This window comes from Nostoc sp. LPT (assembly GCF_017115165.1).
Taxonomy (GTDB): domain Bacteria; phylum Cyanobacteriota; class Cyanobacteriia; order Cyanobacteriales; family Nostocaceae; genus Nostoc.
In genome coordinates, this window is record NZ_JABXKF010000003.1 from 1 (window position 1) to 17,257 (window position 17,257).

Below are 17,257 nucleotides of genomic sequence, written 5' to 3' on the forward strand. Positions count from 1 at the left end.
CAAAGACTCGTCCACGAGTATCAAAGACTCGTCCACGAGTATCAAAGACTCGTCCGCGAGTATTAAAGACTCGTCCGCGAGTATTAAAGACTCATTTACAATAAATTAGAAGTTATTGATTCTAACTCATCACTGATTTTTACTCTTACCTAATCGTCTTCTGGTTGGAATTTGTGCTTTCCTGCTTTTGGGCAATATTTTTTACTGCTTCGCATTGCCTTTTGTCAATATCTGACTTAATGATGAGTCCCTTAGTATTGAGCGCCATTTCAACTTGGTATTGACCATTTACCATATTAATCGCAGTGTAAGTGACTGTACCAAACATCATCACTCCGCAAAGCGATAAGGTAATTTGCAGAATTCCCAATTCTCGTTTCATTTTTAAAGCCCTTAATTCCTTACATTCCCATTACAACTTGGTGCTGGCTGAGAAAGGAGTTGAGAAATAGTCATCCATAGACGAGTTATTAGTTGATTATCGGTTAAGTTCAGGATGACTCTAATTTAGTAGAGTGCAAGAGGCGATCGCTCAACAGCAAGGTTATTTAGCTAGTATAAAAACCTGATATACTCACAGCAGATTCTCCATGAGGAATGATGGCGCGATCGCTCCGAGTAGCCCCAGAGTATATTGAAAAAGTCAAGTCAGCACCTCAGCGTAACGGCTATCCTAGCCAGCAGTCTTTGGCTACTGACACAGGATTTTCTCTCTCCACAGTCAAAAGCTTTCTCACTGGTAAACCTGTTGACTATCTAAATTTTGTAGAACTTAGCAAAAAACTGGGTTTAGACTGGCAAGACATTGCATACAAAGAACCAGAAACTCAACCGCCTAAACCTCAGCCAACTAACGGGGAAGCATCACCCTTCATCATTGGCACACCCATCACCCAGCCGCGTTACTTTTTTGGACGAGAGAAAGAATTAAAACGCCTCTTCAACTTACTCAAACGCCATCCCCTACAAAACGCCGCCATTATCGGTAAAAAGCGCAGTGGTAAAACATCCTTGCTGCACTACCTAAAAAATATCACCACCACCCCAGCAGAACAGCTGCGTCCTACTCAAAAATATGACTGGCTACCGCATCCAGAAAATTACTGTTGGATTTTTGTAGACTTGCAAGACGCACGAATGCAAAGTCGAGACGGACTACTAAAGTACATCCTAGAATCACTGAAGATGCAAATGCCTACACCTTGCGATTTAGATCGTTTCATGGATGTAGTCAGCGATAATTTGCATTCTCCCACAGTCATCTTATTGGATGAAATTAGTGTTGGATTGCAACGCTGTCCAGAATTAGATGATGGCTTTTGGGAATGTTTGCGGTCTTTGGCGACTAACCATACAGGGGGCAATCTAGCATTTGTCTTGGCTACCCCTGAATCACCGATGGAACTAGCGCGAAACACAGGACACAGTTCACCCTTTTTCAATATTTTCGGCTACACCGCATATCTGGGAGCATTGACTGAGACAGAAGCGCGGGAATTGATAGCTAGTTCGCCCATTGCCTTCACTGATGAAGATGTAGAGTGGATTTTGACACAAAGTTGCTGCTGGCCACTGTTGTTACAAATTCTGTGTAGAGAAAAATTATTTAACTTAGAAGAAGGGGAGAATGATGATAATTGGCGTGAGGAAGGATTACGACAAATGAAATCATTTACTCATTTATTAAATTCATAACTAGCAGAGTAACTATGAAAGCACACCGAACTGAAACAAAGTTAACTAAAAACGGAACCTTGATTCTTGAGGATTTACCATTTCAAGCAAGTGAAGCAGTAGAAATTCTAATCTTAGAACGTTCTTCCCAAGCTTCAGACTCTAACCCTTATCCTTTACAAGGAAAGGTTATTCATTACAATGAACCAATTGAGCCTGTTCCATAGAAGATTGGGAAGTGCTGTAATGACTGCGTTTGCAATGACAACAATATCTTCAATATCTCTACTATTAAGCTAAGCAGGCAAATTATGCCTTCTCAAAACTCACCCACTAATTATGCTGAAATCTACACTGATGCACCTAAACCACACTCTAATTTGATTGTAGGTGGTTTGCAACTATTGTTTTGGCTATTTTTTCGTCCTGTAGCTTGGTATCAGCACACTTTACATATTAAAAACGAGATTACCTCTTTAGCAGACTTGAACAAACCATCTGTATGGCAGCCAGTGCTACAAGGGTATTTAATTGTACCTCTCTGGGCTAATTTTATCCTTGGTTTAGTACTTTGGGGATTAGGTCAGCCATTACCAAATATTTTGTCTATTGTGGCCTCAAGCTTAGGGTGTTGTGTAGCATTAAACGTGGCGTTTGGTGTGGCGGAAGGCGTGGCGTTTGGTGTGGCAGAAGGCGTAGCGTTTGGCGTGGCATTTGGCGTAGCGTTAGGTGTGGCATTTGGCGTAGCGTTAGGTGTGGCGTTAGGTGTGGCATTTGGCGTGGCGTTAGGCGTGGTATTTGGCGTGGCGTTAGGCGTGGCATTTGGCGTGGCAGTAGGCATGGAAGGCATGGCAGAAGGCATGGCAGAAGGCATGGCAGAAGGCATGGCAGAAGGCATGGCATTTGGCGTAGCGTTTGGCGTAACGTTAGGCGTGGCGTTTGGCGTAGCGTTAGGCGTGGCGTTAGGCGTGGCGGTAGGCGTTACAGAAGGTGTAACGTTTGGCATGGCGTTAGGCGTGGCATTTGACATGGCGTTTAGCGTAGCGTTTGGTATGGCATTTGGTATAGCGGAAGGCGTGGCGTTTGGCGTGGCGTTTGGCGTGGCGTTTGGCGTGGCGTTTGGCGTGGCGGAAGGTGTGACGTTTGGAGTGGCAGAAGGCGTGGCGTTTGCTGTGCTGTTATTTCTGGGTATAACTATCAACTTATGGCGACCAATAGTTTTATACCCATCACTCCAATTATGGAATTTAGCACTTTATCGGTTGGAAAAAAATCGCATCAACCAGCCTTCTATTTTATTAAGATTGTCTAATATATTTCCTTCTCGAAATCGAATTAACCAAAGACGCACCAATGAGACATTTATAGAGTCAATCTTACGTTTGCCTTATGAATTTATTGATAAAAATAAAGATGAGTATTCAAGTTCGTTGCGTTATCATTCAGCCTTTTGGGATCAATTTCAACGCATACCTTTATATGGCTTAGATAAGTACTTACTTTTAGTCATAGAACATAACCCAAACGAGGGTGAAGCTGCCATTGATTATATCAATAAAAGTCACCAAAATTGGGCTGTTCAAATTTGCAAAGATGCACTTAGCCTAAGAAAATGTGGTGATATAGAAGCTATACGTCAGCTTCATCGCACTATAGAAATTGAGGAATTAGGGAACTCAATTAATTCTGTTCTACGTATCTTTACTCGCATCAGTCAGGATGTAAACGCAGCATTAGAACAAAAAAATAATTACAACAAGCGTATAGCTCTTAAAGCTGTAGCAGAAAAGTTAAATGGACAACTGGAAAATTTCAACCGCATTAATAATAAATACGCTTCTTTTTTTCTACCTTTTGCGAAAATATGGCTGAATGTAATCAATAGATATATAGAAGAACTAGCTATCAAAGTTGAACAAAATAAAGAAATTGACAACCCTTATATTATTGGTGTACCGCTCACACTAGAGCAAGAAATTTTCACAGGGCGTGATGACATTGGCTTACGCATAGAGCAGTTACTTTTAGATCGCCGTCGTCCACCTCTGCTACTGTATGGTCAGCGACGTATGGGTAAAACTTCTCTCCTCAATAACATCGGAAAGTTACTACCTAATACCATCATCCCCATGTTTGTGGACTTGCAAGGCGCACCTTCATCAGCTAGTGACCATGCAGGTTTTCTCTACAACCTGGCTAGAGAGATGGAAAAGTCAGCGAAAAAGCAAGGTCTAACTCTACCGTCCCTAGCCCGCGAAGTGCTACAATCTGACCCTTTCACCTATTTCTATGAATGGCTAGATAAAGTAGAACAAGCTCTAGAACAAAATACTGCTTTACTAGCGCTAGATGAATTCGAGGTGCTAGACAAAGCTATAGCCAAAGGTCGATTTGATGAACAGGATGTTTTGGGTATGTTACGTCACCTCATCCAACATCATCCCCGCTTCAAGGTTTTACTCGCTGGCTCTCATACTATCGAAGAATATCAGCGCTGGGCTAGTTATCTAATTAATGTCCAAGTAGTGCATATCTCCTATCTCAAAGAAGCGGAAGCACGACAATTAATTGAACGTCCTGTCAAAGATTTGACTCTCCGCTATGAACCCAACGCTGTTGAGCGAGTGCTACAACTCACCCGCTGTCACCCATTTCTAGTACAACTACTATGTGCAGAAATTATCGTTCTTAAGAACGAACAACACCCCTCTATCCGGCGATTGGCAACTTTAGCGGATGTGGAAGCCGCGATACCAGAAGCTTTGCAAAGTGGGGGCTTTTTCTTCGCTGACATTCAAAACAACCAAGTAGACGCCACCGGACAAGCTATTCTACGTTTTATCGCCGCTCAAGGGGAAGGGGCTATAGTTAGCCGCCAAACTCTATTGCAACAGTTCCCTCATGCTGATATTACTTTCAACTTGCTGTTGCAACGTGAGTTAATTGAGGAAGTTGACGCCGGCTATCGCTTCCAAGTGGAGTTAATTCGCCGCTGGTTTATTTGAATCATGTCCGGTAAGTTAAATTATGACAAATACTACTTGTGCTGGCGTAATTGCTCTACTATATAGTCTTCTAGTTCTCGTTTTTCTTTGTTACTAGCATTTCGTTGATAAGTTCTCCCGGTTTCTTGAATAAACCTACGTTTCTCGCTGGGAGAAGATTTGAGTTTACCTCCAGTTCCTTGCAGTTTTTGCTGTAATTCTTCCCAAGTCTTTTCACCCACACTTTCACCTAGTTTGACCAGTGCCTTTGGGAGTAACATTTTTGCCTCTCGTTGAAAATCTTCTTCTGTCTCAAGGGAAGCTAAATCTATATTGCTGAAGTCGATATCGATTTCAAAGTTACTCATATAATTGTATTTATTCTGTTCAAAATTATTACCACAATTGGGGGAAGATGGGTTTTCAAATTTCAGCCACAACCCCAATATAGTATGATTGTACTGTTTGAAATTGATAACTGAGTTGAAAACATTAATTCCGAAAGTTGATTGAATACTTCCGGTAGTATAGCCCTACTTAATCATTCACAACAAGATTCCCGACTTCTTAATAGTAACTGGGTAATCGGAGCCTTTTGATTTTCACTTATATAATAAAATTACTATATCTTTAGAAAGAAGACATATTACTAATCTCCGTACAACCAGTTAGCAATATTAGAAATGCTATCTTAAAAACAAGGTCATTTGCTCAAACTTTGAGGATAATACTATGACTACAACGCTCAAAGAGGCTAATTCTATTGAGTCATTGCTAGGTAAAGAGGCAGAAGACCTGCTTACCCACAAAGCAAAAGTTTCTCGTGATTTAATACATTTGCCGGGCCCAGACTTTGTAGATCGAATCTGGCTCAACAGCGATCGCAATCCTCAAGTATTGCGTAATCTCCAGTTACTTTATTCTACTGGTCGTCTGGCAAACACAGGCTATCTCTCGATTCTACCGGTAGACCAAGGGATTGAACACTCAGCAGGCGCGTCTTTTGCACCCAACCCGATTTACTTCGATCCAGAAAATATTGTCAAATTAGCGATCGCCGCTGGTTGCAATGCTGTTGCTACCACTTTGGGAACATTAGGTATAGTTTCGCGCAAATATGCCCATAAAATTCCCTTTATTGCCAAAATCAATCACAACGAATTGCTGACTTTCCCCAATCAATTTGACCAAGTATTGTTTGCTGATGTCGAACAAGCTTGGAATTTAGGGGCCGCCGCCGTCGGTGCGACAATTTACTTTGGTTCAGAGCAGTCTACCAGACAAATCCAAGAAATCAGCCGAGCTTTTAAACGCGCCCATGAACTTGGTTTAGTGACTATACTTTGGTGTTATCTGCGGAATAACGCTTTTAAACAAGACAAAGATTACCACCTTGCGGCTGACCTCACCGGACAGGCGAATCATTTGGGTGTAACCATTGAAGCCGACATTATTAAACAAAAGTTACCCGAAAATAACAATGGTTACGGAGGAGTTGCTAAAGCCACTGGTAAGAGTTACGGCAAAACTGATGAGCGGGTTTACACAGAATTGACAACCGACCACCCAATTGATTTAACTCGTTACCAAGTACTGAATTGCTACTCTGGGCGTGTGGGGTTGATTAATTCTGGTGGCGCGACTGGTAAAAATGATTTCGCCGAAGCAATACGCACCGCCGTAATCAACAAACGCGCTGGTGGTTCAGGATTAATTTCTGGGCGAAAAACCTTCCAACGTCCCTTTGAGGAAGGTGTAAAACTGTTTCACACCATTCAAGATGTTTATTTGTCGCCAGATGTGACGATAGCTTAGGGATTGGGGACTGGGGACTGGGGAGTTAGCAGTTATAACAACAATTATTTCCCCAATGCCCAATGCCCCATTGCTATCTAACGTTTCTTAATAAGAAATCAGGCTGACCACAACTTTTTTGCGATCGCTTCAAAATCTCAGCGCTACAAATACCAGGTTCACCGTTTTTGGAATAACAAAAGAAGACTTTTTGCAAAAATCTTCCCGAACCTGAACAAAAAGGTGCTACACCATCAGCAGTAATTTGATTATTCGCACTCACAAATGAATTTTTAAAATTTGTAATTGTGGTACGCACGGGTTGATTAGGGCGATTATAAGCTGCGGGAATAGCGATCGCATCTTTTAATTGTTTACTCAATCCCAAGTATTCCGCAGGAGTTTTCCCCGAACAAGTACCATGTTTTTCCCATTCATGATCATAAAGTTTATTGCTAGGAAACAAATTAGGAAACCGTCGCTTTACTTCCGACGGTAATTTTTGCGTGGAACAATTAGCAGGATAACCAGTTTGATATTGCGGCCACAAACCATGTAGTACAAAACCAAGTTTCCTTCCAGAACCGCATTGCTGCTGGTCACGATTACCATTTGTCGCACAATAATCCGGCGACCAAGAGAGTGTCAGGACATAAAAATCAAATTTACCCGGAGTACCGCGATTTTGAGCAATGGCAGCATTAGGTATAAAAATACCAGTAATTAGCAGAGAAGATGCAATTAAAAGTTTCTTAATCTGCATAAAAACAGTTAGTTTCCACTACAAATAAAGTTATATACGATACATTGTTAAGAGTCAAGAATCAAACTGCTTTGCAAAGTCATTTGTCAGAAATTATTATTCTCCCCTGCTCCCCCTGCCCCCCCTGTTTCCCCTGCTCCCTCATCTCCCCGATTATCAACGAATTCAGAAAAAGCAAATCTTGGTAGGGATTCTGGGATATCCTTAGATAAGTGAAAGATTTGCCAAAAATAGTAAGAATGAAGCTGGCAGCAAGAGTAAGTCAGGTAACACCTTCATTAACCTTAGCGATCGCAGCCAAGGCTAAGGCACTGAAGGCGGAAGGAATAGACGTTTGTAGTTTTAGCGCTGGAGAACCAGATTTTGATACCCCAGCGCATATTAAAGCCGCAGCAGTCAAAGCTTTGGATGAAGGCAAAACCAAGTATGGTGCAGCAGCCGGAGAACCAAAGTTAAGGGAAGCGATCGCCCACAAGCTTAAAACCGACAACGGTCTTGATTACAAGTCAGAGAATGTGATTGTCACCAATGGCGGTAAGCATTCTCTGTACAACTTAATTGTGGCATTGATCGATCCAGGTGATGAAGTAATTATCCCTGCACCCTACTGGCTAAGTTATCCCGAAATGGTGACTTTGGTTGGTGGAGTTTCGGTAATTGTCACTACAGATGCCACAACGGGTTATAAAATTACTCCCGAACAACTCCGTAAAGCAATCACGCCAAAGACCAAGTTATTTATCCTCAACTCTCCATCTAATCCCACAGGGATGGTTTACACGCCAGACGAAATCAAAGCACTGGCGCAGGTAGTAGTTGATGCAGATATCTTTGTCGTCTCAGATGAGATTTATGAAAAGATTCTCTACGACGGTGCAGAACATATCAGCATCGGTTCTGTGGGGAAGGAAATTTTTGACCGGACTTTGATTAGTAATGGGTTTGCGAAAGCTTATTCCATGACTGGGTGGCGTCTCGGCTATTTAGCGGGGCCAGTGGAAATTATTAAAGCAGCGAGTACCATTCAAGGACATAGTACATCTAACGTGTGTACCTTTGCTCAATATGGTGCGATCGCGGCACTACAAAGTTCTCAAGATTGTGTCGAAGAAATGCGCCAAGCCTTCGCCAAACGCCGACAGGTAATGCTAGACAGACTCAACGCCATTCCCGGATTGAGTACCGCCTCACCAGATGGCGCTTTTTATCTGTTCCCTGATATCAGCAAAACCGGTCTAAAATCTCTAGAATTTTGTGACGCTTTGTTGGAAGAACATCAAGTTGCAGTCATTCCCGGAATTGCTTTTGGCGCTGATGACAACATTCGCCTTTCCTACGCCACAGATATGGCGACGATTGAAAAGGGAATGGATAGATTAGAGAAATTTGTCAAGTCGCGTATTTAGTTAGTTGTCAGTTGTCATTTGTCATTTGTCATTTGTGAGGAGAATTTACCAACTCTCCAACTTCTTAACTCCACCTTTTCGACTCAGAAGGGGTGGAGTTCATTTTTAAACCTCAAGTTCCGAGTTCTGAAGCTGAAGTTCCGAGTTTTGAAGCTGAAGTTTCGTGTTCCGAAGCTGAAGTTTCGTGTTCCAAGCTTGAAGTTTTGAGTTCCAAACCTCAAGTTTCGTGTTTCAAGCTTGAAGTTTTGAGTTTTAAACCTCAAGTTTCGTGTTTCAATGCTGAAGCTTCGTGTTTTAATGCTGACACTCCACAATCAAAAGCGATCGCTTTCTGTAATCACCTGCACAAATACAAAACTTCAAGTACCTATTTCTGAAGTTTGCTGATTCTTTCTAGCGCTTCTTGGGCATCCTGTATTCTTCCTTGTTGTTTATAGATATCTGCGGCTTGCTGCAAGTCAGTAATTGCCCCTTGCTTATCTCCCAATTTAATGCGGGCTAAACCTCGGTTGCTGTATGCTTGAGCAAAATTGGGATTAATCCGCAAAGCTTGGTTGTAATCTTCTATTCCCCCCTTGTTATCTCCCAATTCAATGCGGGCTAAACCTCGGTTGTTGTAGGTATCGGCATCGTTGGGATTAATCCGCAAAGCTTGGTTGAAATCTTCTATTCCCCCCTTGTTATCTCCCAATTTAATGCGGGCCAAACCCCGGAGCTTGTATGCTTGGGCATCTTTGGGATTAATCCGTAAAACTTGGTTGAAATCTTCAATTGCCCCCTTGTTATCTTGCAATAACATTCGGGCAAAACCCCGGTTGCTGTAGGTATCGGCATCCTTGGGATTAATCCCCAAAGCTTGGTTGTAATCTTCAATTGCCCCCTTGTTATCTTGCAATAACATTCGGGCAAAACCCCGGATGCTGTAGGTATAGGCATTCTTGGGATTGAGGCGAATAGCTTGGTTGCAATCTTCGATTACCCCCTTGTAATCTCTCAATCCCATCCGGGCAACACCCCGACTGTAGTAAGAATTCGCATCGTTGGAATTAATCCGCACAGCTTGGTTGAAATCTTCGATTGCCGCCTTGTTATCTCCCAATCCTATCCGGGCAACACCCAGATTGTAGTAAGCGTTGAAATAGTTGGGATTGAGGCGAATAGCTTGGGTAAAAGCTGCAACTGCTCCTTGCAAATCTTCTTTCTTTAGCTTATCCAAACCCTGATTATAGAAGTCTTCAGCCGTAGGCGTTGTAACTTTGGGGGCTTGAGAAAGACGAATTCCCAAGAAATTTATGTCGCTAGCATAACTGGGCTGATTGATGGTTGCAGTAGTGGTAAATGTAGTCAAGGTTGCTATGACCAAGGTTTTTGCAACCCCTATCGACAATTGAGGAAAGAGGAATTGTCTTATAAATAACATAAAAAATAAATGTTATTATTGAGTGTTTATAGAAAATAATACAGGCTTACTAAGGAACTTTACGGCGATTTATCTTTAAGCACCACAATATGTAAGATACTGCATTACGCTAGTGAACATTTTTTTAGTAAGTCTTTTAACCTGATGTTCAGGGTTCTCAGCCTTATGTTTTCTGTCCCAAGCTCGAAGTTCCGAGTTCCGAAGCTCAAGTTCCGAGTTCTAAGCTTGAAGTTCCGAGTTCTAAGCTCGAAGTTGTGAGTTCCAAGCTTGAAGTTTCATATTCCGAAGCTCAAATTTCGAGTTCCAAGCTTGAAGTTTCATGTTCCGAAGCTCAAGTTCCGAGTTCTAAGCTTGAAGTTTCATGTTCCGAAGCTCAAGTTCCGAGTTCTAAGCTTGAAGTTTCATGTTCCGAAGCTCAAGTTCCGAGTTCTAAGCTTGAAGTTTCAGATGAATGGTGGGAGCAAAAACGTCAAAAGGGTTTTGGGCTTAGTTAATGTCAATTAATTCCAGCACCATCAAGCTGAATTTTGCATCAAAGGGTATGGTTGAATCAATTTTTCAATTTCATCAAGCGCAGCTCGATAATCAGCTTCGGTGCGGATTGGACGGGTTTCAAGCATAGATATTATTGTCTCAAATACTTGTTGCATCTACGTTATCCTACTCCTACCTCCTTTTATCGTTTGCTAGTTTGTGGGTTTTATCATGACTGAACGTCAGCGTCCGCCGATACTTAAACCAAATGAATTCTATACATTTCGCAGTTATTTTCTAATGAAATTTGCTCCCGCCGATATTTTGCGAGAATTAGGAGTAACTTTAACTAAATCTTCAATTAATTTACCTGTCGCTGCTTCAGAATTACTGACTCGACTATCAGACTTACACCAACGCCTAGAAGAAGCGATCGCTCGTGTTAGTCTAACTAGTGAAGCGGCTAGACGCGAAGTATTAATCGCACCCATTTTATTAGAAGTAGCCCATATCACAAAAGCAATAGTTAATATTGAGTACCCCATTGAAGTTAACCAGTATCTCAGAGGTGACTTAGACTACTATCTTCAGTCAGAACACAATATTTTAGTGGTAGAAGCAAAACAGGCAGATTTAACACGGGGGTTTACCCAGTTAGCGACAGAGTTGATTGCCTTGGATACGTGGGTAGAATCAGATGAGCCAATCTTGTATGGTGCTGTGACTACTGGGGATATTTGGCAGTTTGGTAGTTTTGATCGCCAAAAGAGGAAAGTGAGTCAAGATTTAATGTTATATCGAGTGCCAACTGATTTGGAAATCTTGATGCAGATTTTAGTGGGAATTTTGATGCAAGGCTAAACAGATGCAACGCCTCAAGGATCTACTTCTGAAGTTGGTTAATGATTTCCAGCGCTTTTTGGTAGTTCTCTATTTGTCCTTGTTGTTTAAAGATATCTGCGGCTTGCTGCAAGTCAGTAATTGCCCCTTTTTTATCTCCTAATTTAGAGCGGGCATTACCCCGGTTGCCGTAAGCTGAGGCAGAGTTGGGATTAATCTGCAAAGCTTGGTTGTAATCTTCGATTGCCCCGTTGTTATCTCCCAATCGAGCGCGGGTAGCACCCCGGTTGATGTAGGCTGAGGCATAGTTGGGATTAATCCGCAAAGCTTGGTTGTAATCTTCGATTGCCCCGTTGTTATCTCCCAATCGAGCGCGGACAACACCCCGGTTGCTGTAAGCTTCAGCATACTTAGGATTGAGGCGAATTGCTTCAGTATAAGCTGCAACTGCTCCTTGCAAATCTCCTTTGTTTTGCTTATCGAAACCCTGATTAAACAAGTCTTTAGCCGTGAGTGTTGCAACTTTGGAAGCATCAGTTAGACGAATTCCCAAGAAATTTATGTCGCTAGCATAACTGGGCTGATTGATGGTCGCAGTAGTGGTAAATGTAGTCAAGGTTGCTATGGCGAAGGTTTTTGCAACCCCTATCGACAATTGAGTTAACAAGAATTGTTTTATAAATAACATAAAAAATAAATGTTATTGTTGAGTGTTTATACAAAATAATACAGGCTTACTAAGGAACTTTACGGCGATTTGTCTCTAAGCACCACAATATGTAAGATCGTGCATTACGCTACTGGGCATTTTTTTAATTGCAAGTCTTTTAACCTGATGTTCAGGGTTCTCAGCCTGATGTTTTCTGTCCTGAAGCTGAAGTTCCGAGTTCTAAAGCTGAAGTTCCAACTTCTAAGCCTGAAGTTCCGAGTTCTGAAGCTGAAGTTCCAACTTCTAAACCTGAAGTTCCAACTTCTAAACCTGAAGTTCCGAGTTCTAAGCCTGAAGTTCCGAGTTCTAAGCCTGAAGTTCCGAGTTCTGAGACTAAAATTTCAGCTTGCGAAGCTGAAGTTTCATGTTCCGAACTGGAACTTTCGAGAACCAAGCTTAAATTGTCAGGTATTCACACAAACAATCGCCCCACGTTGCAAACAAAATTTGGTAACAGAGGTGAAGAGAGGTCATCTGTTGCGAATAATGTTGCTACTAATTTCAGAACTGCTTTTTCTCGGCGATACACTTCAACTTGTTGTAATTGCCAGTTCAAAATCCAATATTCTTGAACTCCTCTAGAAGCATATAATTTTAGCTTGATTTCGCAATCGCGTCGCTCGTTTTGGACTCCAGGGGAAAGTACTTCTACAACCAGTTCTGGCGCTCCCGTTAAATGTCCTTCATTATCAAGTAAAATGGCGAGGCGTTCTTTACTTACCCAAACCACATCGGGAATAACGTTATCTGCATCACTAAAAATAATTCCTGGTGTTGGGACAGCCTCACCAAGACCTGTTGAGAGTGACCAAGTTCTTAATTCTCCACAAATATTACCAGTAGCTTTTTGATGTCCCCAATGCAGTGCCCTAGTCACAAATAATTCCCCATCGATAATTTCGTAGCGATTACCGTTATCTGGCAATAACTCTAAGTCTGCACTTGTCCAGCGTATCCGTTCATCAATGCTTTGGCTCATCGAAACCTCTGAAGTATTGATAATAATATCCTAATGTCATTTGTCATTTGTCATTTGTCATTTGTTATTCTCCCCCATGCCCCCTCACCTCTACATCAACTCCATCTCCTGCAACCCCTGGCGTAGTCTCTTCGCTTCTTCGGGATTATACCTTTCATGAAGGGCGATCGCTTTTTTAAAAGCTGTTAAACTATCTTGATGATTGCCAATTTTCAGCAACACTACCCCCAAATTTTGATATGCTTCGGCATAGTTAGGATTTAAGGTGATTGCGTGTTGATAATATACGATCGCATCTGCAAATAAACCCAAAGCCTTAAATGTCATCGCCAAATTATAATGTCCAAAAACAAAAGTAGGATCGATTTTCAAAGCTGTGATATAAGCAGTTTTCGCACCGTTGAAATCTCCTGCTGCTTTGAGTAAGTTACCCAAGTTGTTGTATGCTCCTAGTTTGAGCATGGGATAAATTGGCAATTTAATGGCAGCTTGATAGTGAGAAATTGCCTGTGGGGATTTTTGCAACCGACTGTAGGCTATTCCTAAATGATAGTGGAGTTCATATAAAATATCGTAGTTGTCTTCAGCAACGGTGATTCCTCGTCTCAGTAAATCCATACCTTGAGAAATTTTCCCAGTTTGCACATACAACGCCCCTAATTTACTGCAAACATAGGGATCGTTAGGATGAGTTGCAAAAAACCCTTCCATCGCCGTAGCGGCTTTGGCATATTTGTTATTTTGAGCGATCGCACTTTTTTGATATCCTGTGTGTACAAGGGCAACCCCAGGTAAATAACCTATTTGCCAATGGGGTTCTCTGGTTAAAATTTCTGAGACGCTATCATCTACCAAAGCATGGTAAGGACGATCAAAATAAATATCTGGATGATTGCGGAATAGCCTGGAAACCAGAGAGTAGGGAGATTGTTCTGCACCAACTTCCTGACGGACGAGGTTGATGAGCAGATATTCATCTATTGCGATCGCCTCTCGTAACTGCGGTACAATTGCTGTAGTCAGAGTTTCATCAGCATCTAATACCAAAATCCAATCACTAGTGACATATTTGAGAGCTGCATTGCGAGCAGCACTGAAGTCATTACACCATTTAAAATGATGGACTTTTGCACCGAGTTGTTGGGCAATGTTGGGAGTGCGATCAATTGAGCCTGTATCCAAGACTATCATTTCATCCACTACTTTTCTCACACTGCTCAGGCATTTAGGCAATGTTGCTGCTTCGTTTTTCACAATCATGCATAGACTCAAACTCATAATTTAAAACTTGGGAGTGGGGAGTAGTGAATAGAGGGATAAGGGAAATGAGAAAGCAACATCTTTACTTTCTATTCTCTTTAACAGTGATAGACTCTGCATAGTGGAAGATTTGCCTCGATTATGAAATGTTACAATCAAGGCTTTTGTATCAAGCAGAAATACTAACAAATGGTATTAATTATGACAGTGTAATCGATAAACTGCCAATATAAATAACCAGTGTCAATTTATGCTGATCTATCTGAGTTTACAGGTAATTTGAAAAAGAATTCAGCTATTCTGAATTCAGGAGCAAAGCCGGAGACTCCGAAATTCCGGTCAGAATCAAGACGCGACTCGAAAATACTCGCTACCGCTTTGCTATCGCGGACTCGCTTGCCGCCGGCGCTATCAGTGGGGGATTGGAACCCGCCACTACGAAAGTTGACCACTAAATAGAACGCAAGAGCGTCTCTGAAAGAGAAGATAAGCGTGGGGGTGTAAAAACGCCCTTGATTCATCCGCTTTTTAGCACAAAATACCCAACATGAATTCTGGCTCCTGACTACTGAATTCTATTTTGATAAAATTGCTAGCGTAGGCGTAGCCCGTCGGATACATCGCATCAGGGAATATTAACTAAATCTGGATTGTACTAACTATTTAGCTGTTATTACCCATTTTTTATGATTATATAACTATAATACACATTATCTAAAAGTCATATATGTAATGAAAAACTCACTTACCAGAACAGCAGAACTACTCCGCCAAAATTTCCAAAAATATTTGCGATCGCTTAACCGTTGGTTTTCAAATACACCAGAAAGGGCACTTTTAGAAGCTTACCAAGCAGCTCAGAGAATTAAAAATATTGAGAACGAACATTTTGAGCAGAAAAAAATATCTTTACAATCAGTAAAATATACTGAAAATGTAATGTCTTATTGGCAAGTATATCTTAATAAGAACCTAACTATTATTAAGATCAGGCTTGCAGAATTCCACCTTAGTCGGGGAATTGTCAATATCTCGAATTCTGTTTTATTAGAAAAGTTGAAGGTTATTGATGAAGTAGTGGAGAAGTATGCTATCAAAGATGAACTAATTAACAATACTCCGTTAAGATCAAATTATCAGCCTTTAAACATTAATGATACCAAAATAAAAAAACAGCTAAATTCATCTAACATAAATGATACTCAAGTTAACGCTCCAACTCAAAAACCTAGACTGGCTAAAAGTTCTATTGGCAGAAGAATTAATAAAATTCAAGCAGATTTTGCACCGCAGACAGAAGAAGAGTTTGTCAGGAATTATCGCATTTCTAAAGGTAGAACAATAATTGCACTGCGATTTTTGATAGTTCTCATTCTTGTACCGCTTTTAACTCAATATTTATCTAAGGAATTTATAGTAACTCCAATATTAGAAAGGGTTAGAGGAGATAATGCAACTAAAATATTCATCAATTCTGACATGGAAAAAGAAGCTCTCCATGAATTACATAATTTTCAAGCAGAATTGAGATTTGAATATTTTATTAATCAAGCACCACCACTTTCTTCAGAGCTAACACAAGAAAAAATCAAAAGTAAAGCAATTGAAATTTATGAAGAATTTATTAGAAAAAGTAATAGTAGTATTAGTAATGCTCTTGCTGATTTAATATCACTCTTTTCTTTTGGTATAGTTATCGCCATGAGCAAAAGAGAAATTGTGATTCTTAAGTCTTTTATGGATACCATTGTCTCTGGTCTCAGCGATAGTGCCAAGGCTTTTTTTATTATTCTGTTTACAGATATATTTGTCGGATTTCACTCACCAGATGGGTGGGAAGTCCTTCTTGCGGGATTGGCAGAGCATTTAGGTCTACCAGCCACTAGAAATGTAATATTTTTATTTATTGCTACATTTCCTGTGATTTTAAACACTATCTTTAAATACTGGATATTCCGCTATCTCAGTCGTTTATCTCCATCGGCATTAGCTACATTAAAAGAGATGGACGAGTAATTTGTAATTATCCAACGCCCAAATTCATTTACTTTGAGTAAAAAATATATTTTTTCCCATAAATCAATTAATTACAAATTACGAATTATTTTCACGCATTTGTCTTTTGATTCGCTAGGCTATATATCCTGGTTTTTCCGAAGTATACTATGGATTTTGAAAGCAAAGCTAATGCCTCACCCCCTACAGACAACATAGAGTTTGCTCAACCAACTAATACTCGTAAGCCGCTGGAACTGCTGCGAGATACTGAGGCTTTGCTTCGTCGCCCAACTGTTGCAAAACTGTTGCCGATTTTGCCACCAAAACTGAGCAATAGATTCCAAGCAACCTCATCTTTGGCGGATGACTCCTTTAAAGAACTGGCAGAAATTGACCTAAATACTATTAGTGATTTTGAACTGCGTCCGGCACGAATTCTTGTTGGCTTGAGCCTTGTTGGTTTTGGAGCGCTCATGATATTGGTGCTGTTGCTATACTTAAATACATTGCATCCAAAAACCAGTACAGTTGAGCAGATTCGGCAATATTGGTATCAATATATTTGGTTTGTCTGTTTAGGTATCACGGGGATGTTTATCTTGGGACGTGAAACAATGCGTCCTATGCCAAAACGACGGAACTAATTCGTAACTAAGTTTTGTCATAGAAAGATGATTCAGTAGTGGTGAGTACTGAGTGCCTCAGCAAGCGAGTATAATCCCATAGTTAAAACTAGGGGATTGAAAACTTGGACATATTGTCTTGAAAAATCGCTCCACTTGGGGCTTTGCCCAAGACCGCGTTTTTCGCTTTTTCACAGCATGTCGTGTCTCAAAAAAATATTTTTATTTTTTTCATAAATAAATTTAGTTGCTCTCAGACCCTATATGCTGAGTGCAATTAATTTTACTTTTTACTCTAAGCCGAGTTACTCGCTTGCTGAGGCACTGTTTTGG

Annotated in this window: 17 protein-coding genes; 8 read left to right on the top strand and 9 right to left on the bottom strand. The window is 40.9% G+C overall.

Annotated elements, in window-relative coordinates; translation table 11 throughout:
• Positions 1 to 145 precede the first annotated feature (145 nt).
• Positions 146 to 382: a hypothetical protein gene (locus tag HWQ58_RS00420; RefSeq protein WP_292856499.1), complete on the bottom strand. Its 237-nt coding sequence runs from the start codon at positions 380 to 382 to the stop codon at positions 146 to 148.
• A 215-nt stretch (positions 383 to 597) separates the two neighbouring features.
• Here HWQ58_RS00420 and HWQ58_RS00425 point away from each other — a divergent pair, with 215 nt between their 5' ends.
• The 3 genes from HWQ58_RS00425 to HWQ58_RS00435 all read left to right on the top strand — a co-directional run bounded on the left by HWQ58_RS00425 (position 598) and on the right by HWQ58_RS00435 (position 4,679).
• Entirely contained in the window at positions 598 to 1,695 is a 1,098-nt protein-coding gene (locus HWQ58_RS00425; protein ID WP_292856501.1) for an ATP-binding protein, read from the top strand.
• Between the two features lie 14 nt (positions 1,696 to 1,709).
• Positions 1,710 to 1,901 carry a hypothetical protein gene (locus HWQ58_RS00430; RefSeq protein ID WP_366837094.1) on the top strand — a complete coding sequence of 64 codons (192 nt, stop codon included), beginning with the start codon at positions 1,710 to 1,712 and terminating at the stop codon, positions 1,899 to 1,901.
• An 84-nt stretch (positions 1,902 to 1,985) separates the two neighbouring features.
• Complete coding sequence (locus HWQ58_RS00435) at positions 1,986 to 4,679, top strand: AAA family ATPase (RefSeq protein WP_292856503.1); 2,694 nt, start codon at positions 1,986 to 1,988, stop codon at positions 4,677 to 4,679.
• A gap of 32 nt (positions 4,680 to 4,711) precedes the next feature.
• On the opposite strand, the gene HWQ58_RS00440 is transcribed toward HWQ58_RS00435, so the two are convergent.
• Positions 4,712 to 5,026, bottom strand: a complete 315-nt coding sequence (locus HWQ58_RS00440) for a hypothetical protein (RefSeq protein WP_292856505.1) — start codon at positions 5,024 to 5,026, stop codon at positions 4,712 to 4,714.
• A 364-nt stretch (positions 5,027 to 5,390) separates the two neighbouring features.
• On the opposite strand from HWQ58_RS00440, the gene HWQ58_RS00445 reads away from it, so the two are divergent.
• A complete protein-coding gene (locus HWQ58_RS00445) occupies positions 5,391 to 6,473 on the top strand; it encodes a class I fructose-bisphosphate aldolase (RefSeq protein ID WP_292856507.1) in 1,083 nt (360 codons plus the stop codon).
• A gap of 73 nt (positions 6,474 to 6,546) precedes the next feature.
• Here HWQ58_RS00445 and HWQ58_RS00450 read toward each other — a convergent pair whose 3' ends face one another.
• Positions 6,547 to 7,215 carry a ribonuclease gene (locus HWQ58_RS00450; protein WP_292856509.1) on the bottom strand — a complete coding sequence of 223 codons (669 nt, stop codon included), beginning with the start codon at positions 7,213 to 7,215 and terminating at the stop codon, positions 6,547 to 6,549.
• A gap of 239 nt (positions 7,216 to 7,454) precedes the next feature.
• Here HWQ58_RS00450 and HWQ58_RS00455 point away from each other — a divergent pair, with 239 nt between their 5' ends.
• Positions 7,455 to 8,621: a pyridoxal phosphate-dependent aminotransferase gene (locus HWQ58_RS00455; RefSeq protein WP_292856577.1), complete on the top strand. Its 1,167-nt coding sequence runs from the start codon at positions 7,455 to 7,457 to the stop codon at positions 8,619 to 8,621.
• Positions 8,622 to 8,988: 367 nt separating this feature from the next.
• Here HWQ58_RS00455 and HWQ58_RS00460 read toward each other — a convergent pair whose 3' ends face one another.
• Both HWQ58_RS00460 and HWQ58_RS00465 read right to left on the bottom strand, forming a co-directional pair.
• Complete coding sequence (locus HWQ58_RS00460) at positions 8,989 to 9,969, bottom strand: tetratricopeptide repeat protein (protein WP_292856511.1); 981 nt, start codon at positions 9,967 to 9,969, stop codon at positions 8,989 to 8,991.
• A 587-nt stretch (positions 9,970 to 10,556) separates the two neighbouring features.
• On the bottom strand, positions 10,557 to 10,691 hold the full coding sequence (locus HWQ58_RS00465; RefSeq protein WP_292856513.1) for a hypothetical protein: 135 nt from the start codon (positions 10,689 to 10,691) through the stop codon (positions 10,557 to 10,559).
• A gap of 55 nt (positions 10,692 to 10,746) precedes the next feature.
• Between HWQ58_RS00465 and HWQ58_RS00470 the strand changes: the two genes are divergently transcribed.
• Positions 10,747 to 11,376, top strand: a complete 630-nt coding sequence (locus tag HWQ58_RS00470) for a hypothetical protein (RefSeq protein WP_292856515.1) — start codon at positions 10,747 to 10,749, stop codon at positions 11,374 to 11,376.
• 22 nt (positions 11,377 to 11,398) lie between these two features.
• Here the strand turns inward: HWQ58_RS00470 and HWQ58_RS00475 are convergent, their stop codons facing one another.
• The 4 genes from HWQ58_RS00475 to HWQ58_RS00490 all read right to left on the bottom strand — a co-directional run bounded on the left by HWQ58_RS00475 (position 11,399) and on the right by HWQ58_RS00490 (position 14,303).
• The gene (locus tag HWQ58_RS00475; RefSeq protein ID WP_292856517.1) at positions 11,399 to 11,971 is read right to left on the bottom strand and encodes a tetratricopeptide repeat protein; all 573 of its coding nucleotides are present in this window, start codon (positions 11,969 to 11,971) and stop codon (positions 11,399 to 11,401) included.
• A 232-nt stretch (positions 11,972 to 12,203) separates the two neighbouring features.
• Positions 12,204 to 12,458, bottom strand: coding sequence for a hypothetical protein (locus tag HWQ58_RS00480; protein WP_292856519.1), 255 nt, complete (start codon positions 12,456 to 12,458; stop codon positions 12,204 to 12,206).
• A gap of 18 nt (positions 12,459 to 12,476) precedes the next feature.
• Positions 12,477 to 13,043: a Uma2 family endonuclease gene (locus HWQ58_RS00485; RefSeq protein ID WP_292856521.1), complete on the bottom strand. Its 567-nt coding sequence runs from the start codon at positions 13,041 to 13,043 to the stop codon at positions 12,477 to 12,479.
• A gap of 90 nt (positions 13,044 to 13,133) precedes the next feature.
• Positions 13,134 to 14,303 (bottom strand): tetratricopeptide repeat protein, encoded by a 1,170-nt coding sequence (locus tag HWQ58_RS00490; RefSeq protein ID WP_292856579.1) that lies wholly within the window; start codon positions 14,301 to 14,303, stop codon positions 13,134 to 13,136.
• A 732-nt stretch (positions 14,304 to 15,035) separates the two neighbouring features.
• Here HWQ58_RS00490 and HWQ58_RS00495 point away from each other — a divergent pair.
• Both HWQ58_RS00495 and HWQ58_RS00500 read left to right on the top strand, forming a co-directional pair.
• The gene (locus tag HWQ58_RS00495; RefSeq protein WP_292856523.1) at positions 15,036 to 16,319 is read left to right on the top strand and encodes a proton extrusion protein PcxA; all 1,284 of its coding nucleotides are present in this window, start codon (positions 15,036 to 15,038) and stop codon (positions 16,317 to 16,319) included.
• 149 nt (positions 16,320 to 16,468) lie between these two features.
• Positions 16,469 to 16,945 carry a hypothetical protein gene (locus tag HWQ58_RS00500; protein WP_292856525.1) on the top strand — a complete coding sequence of 159 codons (477 nt, stop codon included), beginning with the start codon at positions 16,469 to 16,471 and terminating at the stop codon, positions 16,943 to 16,945.
• Positions 16,946 to 17,257: the final 312 nt, after the last annotated feature.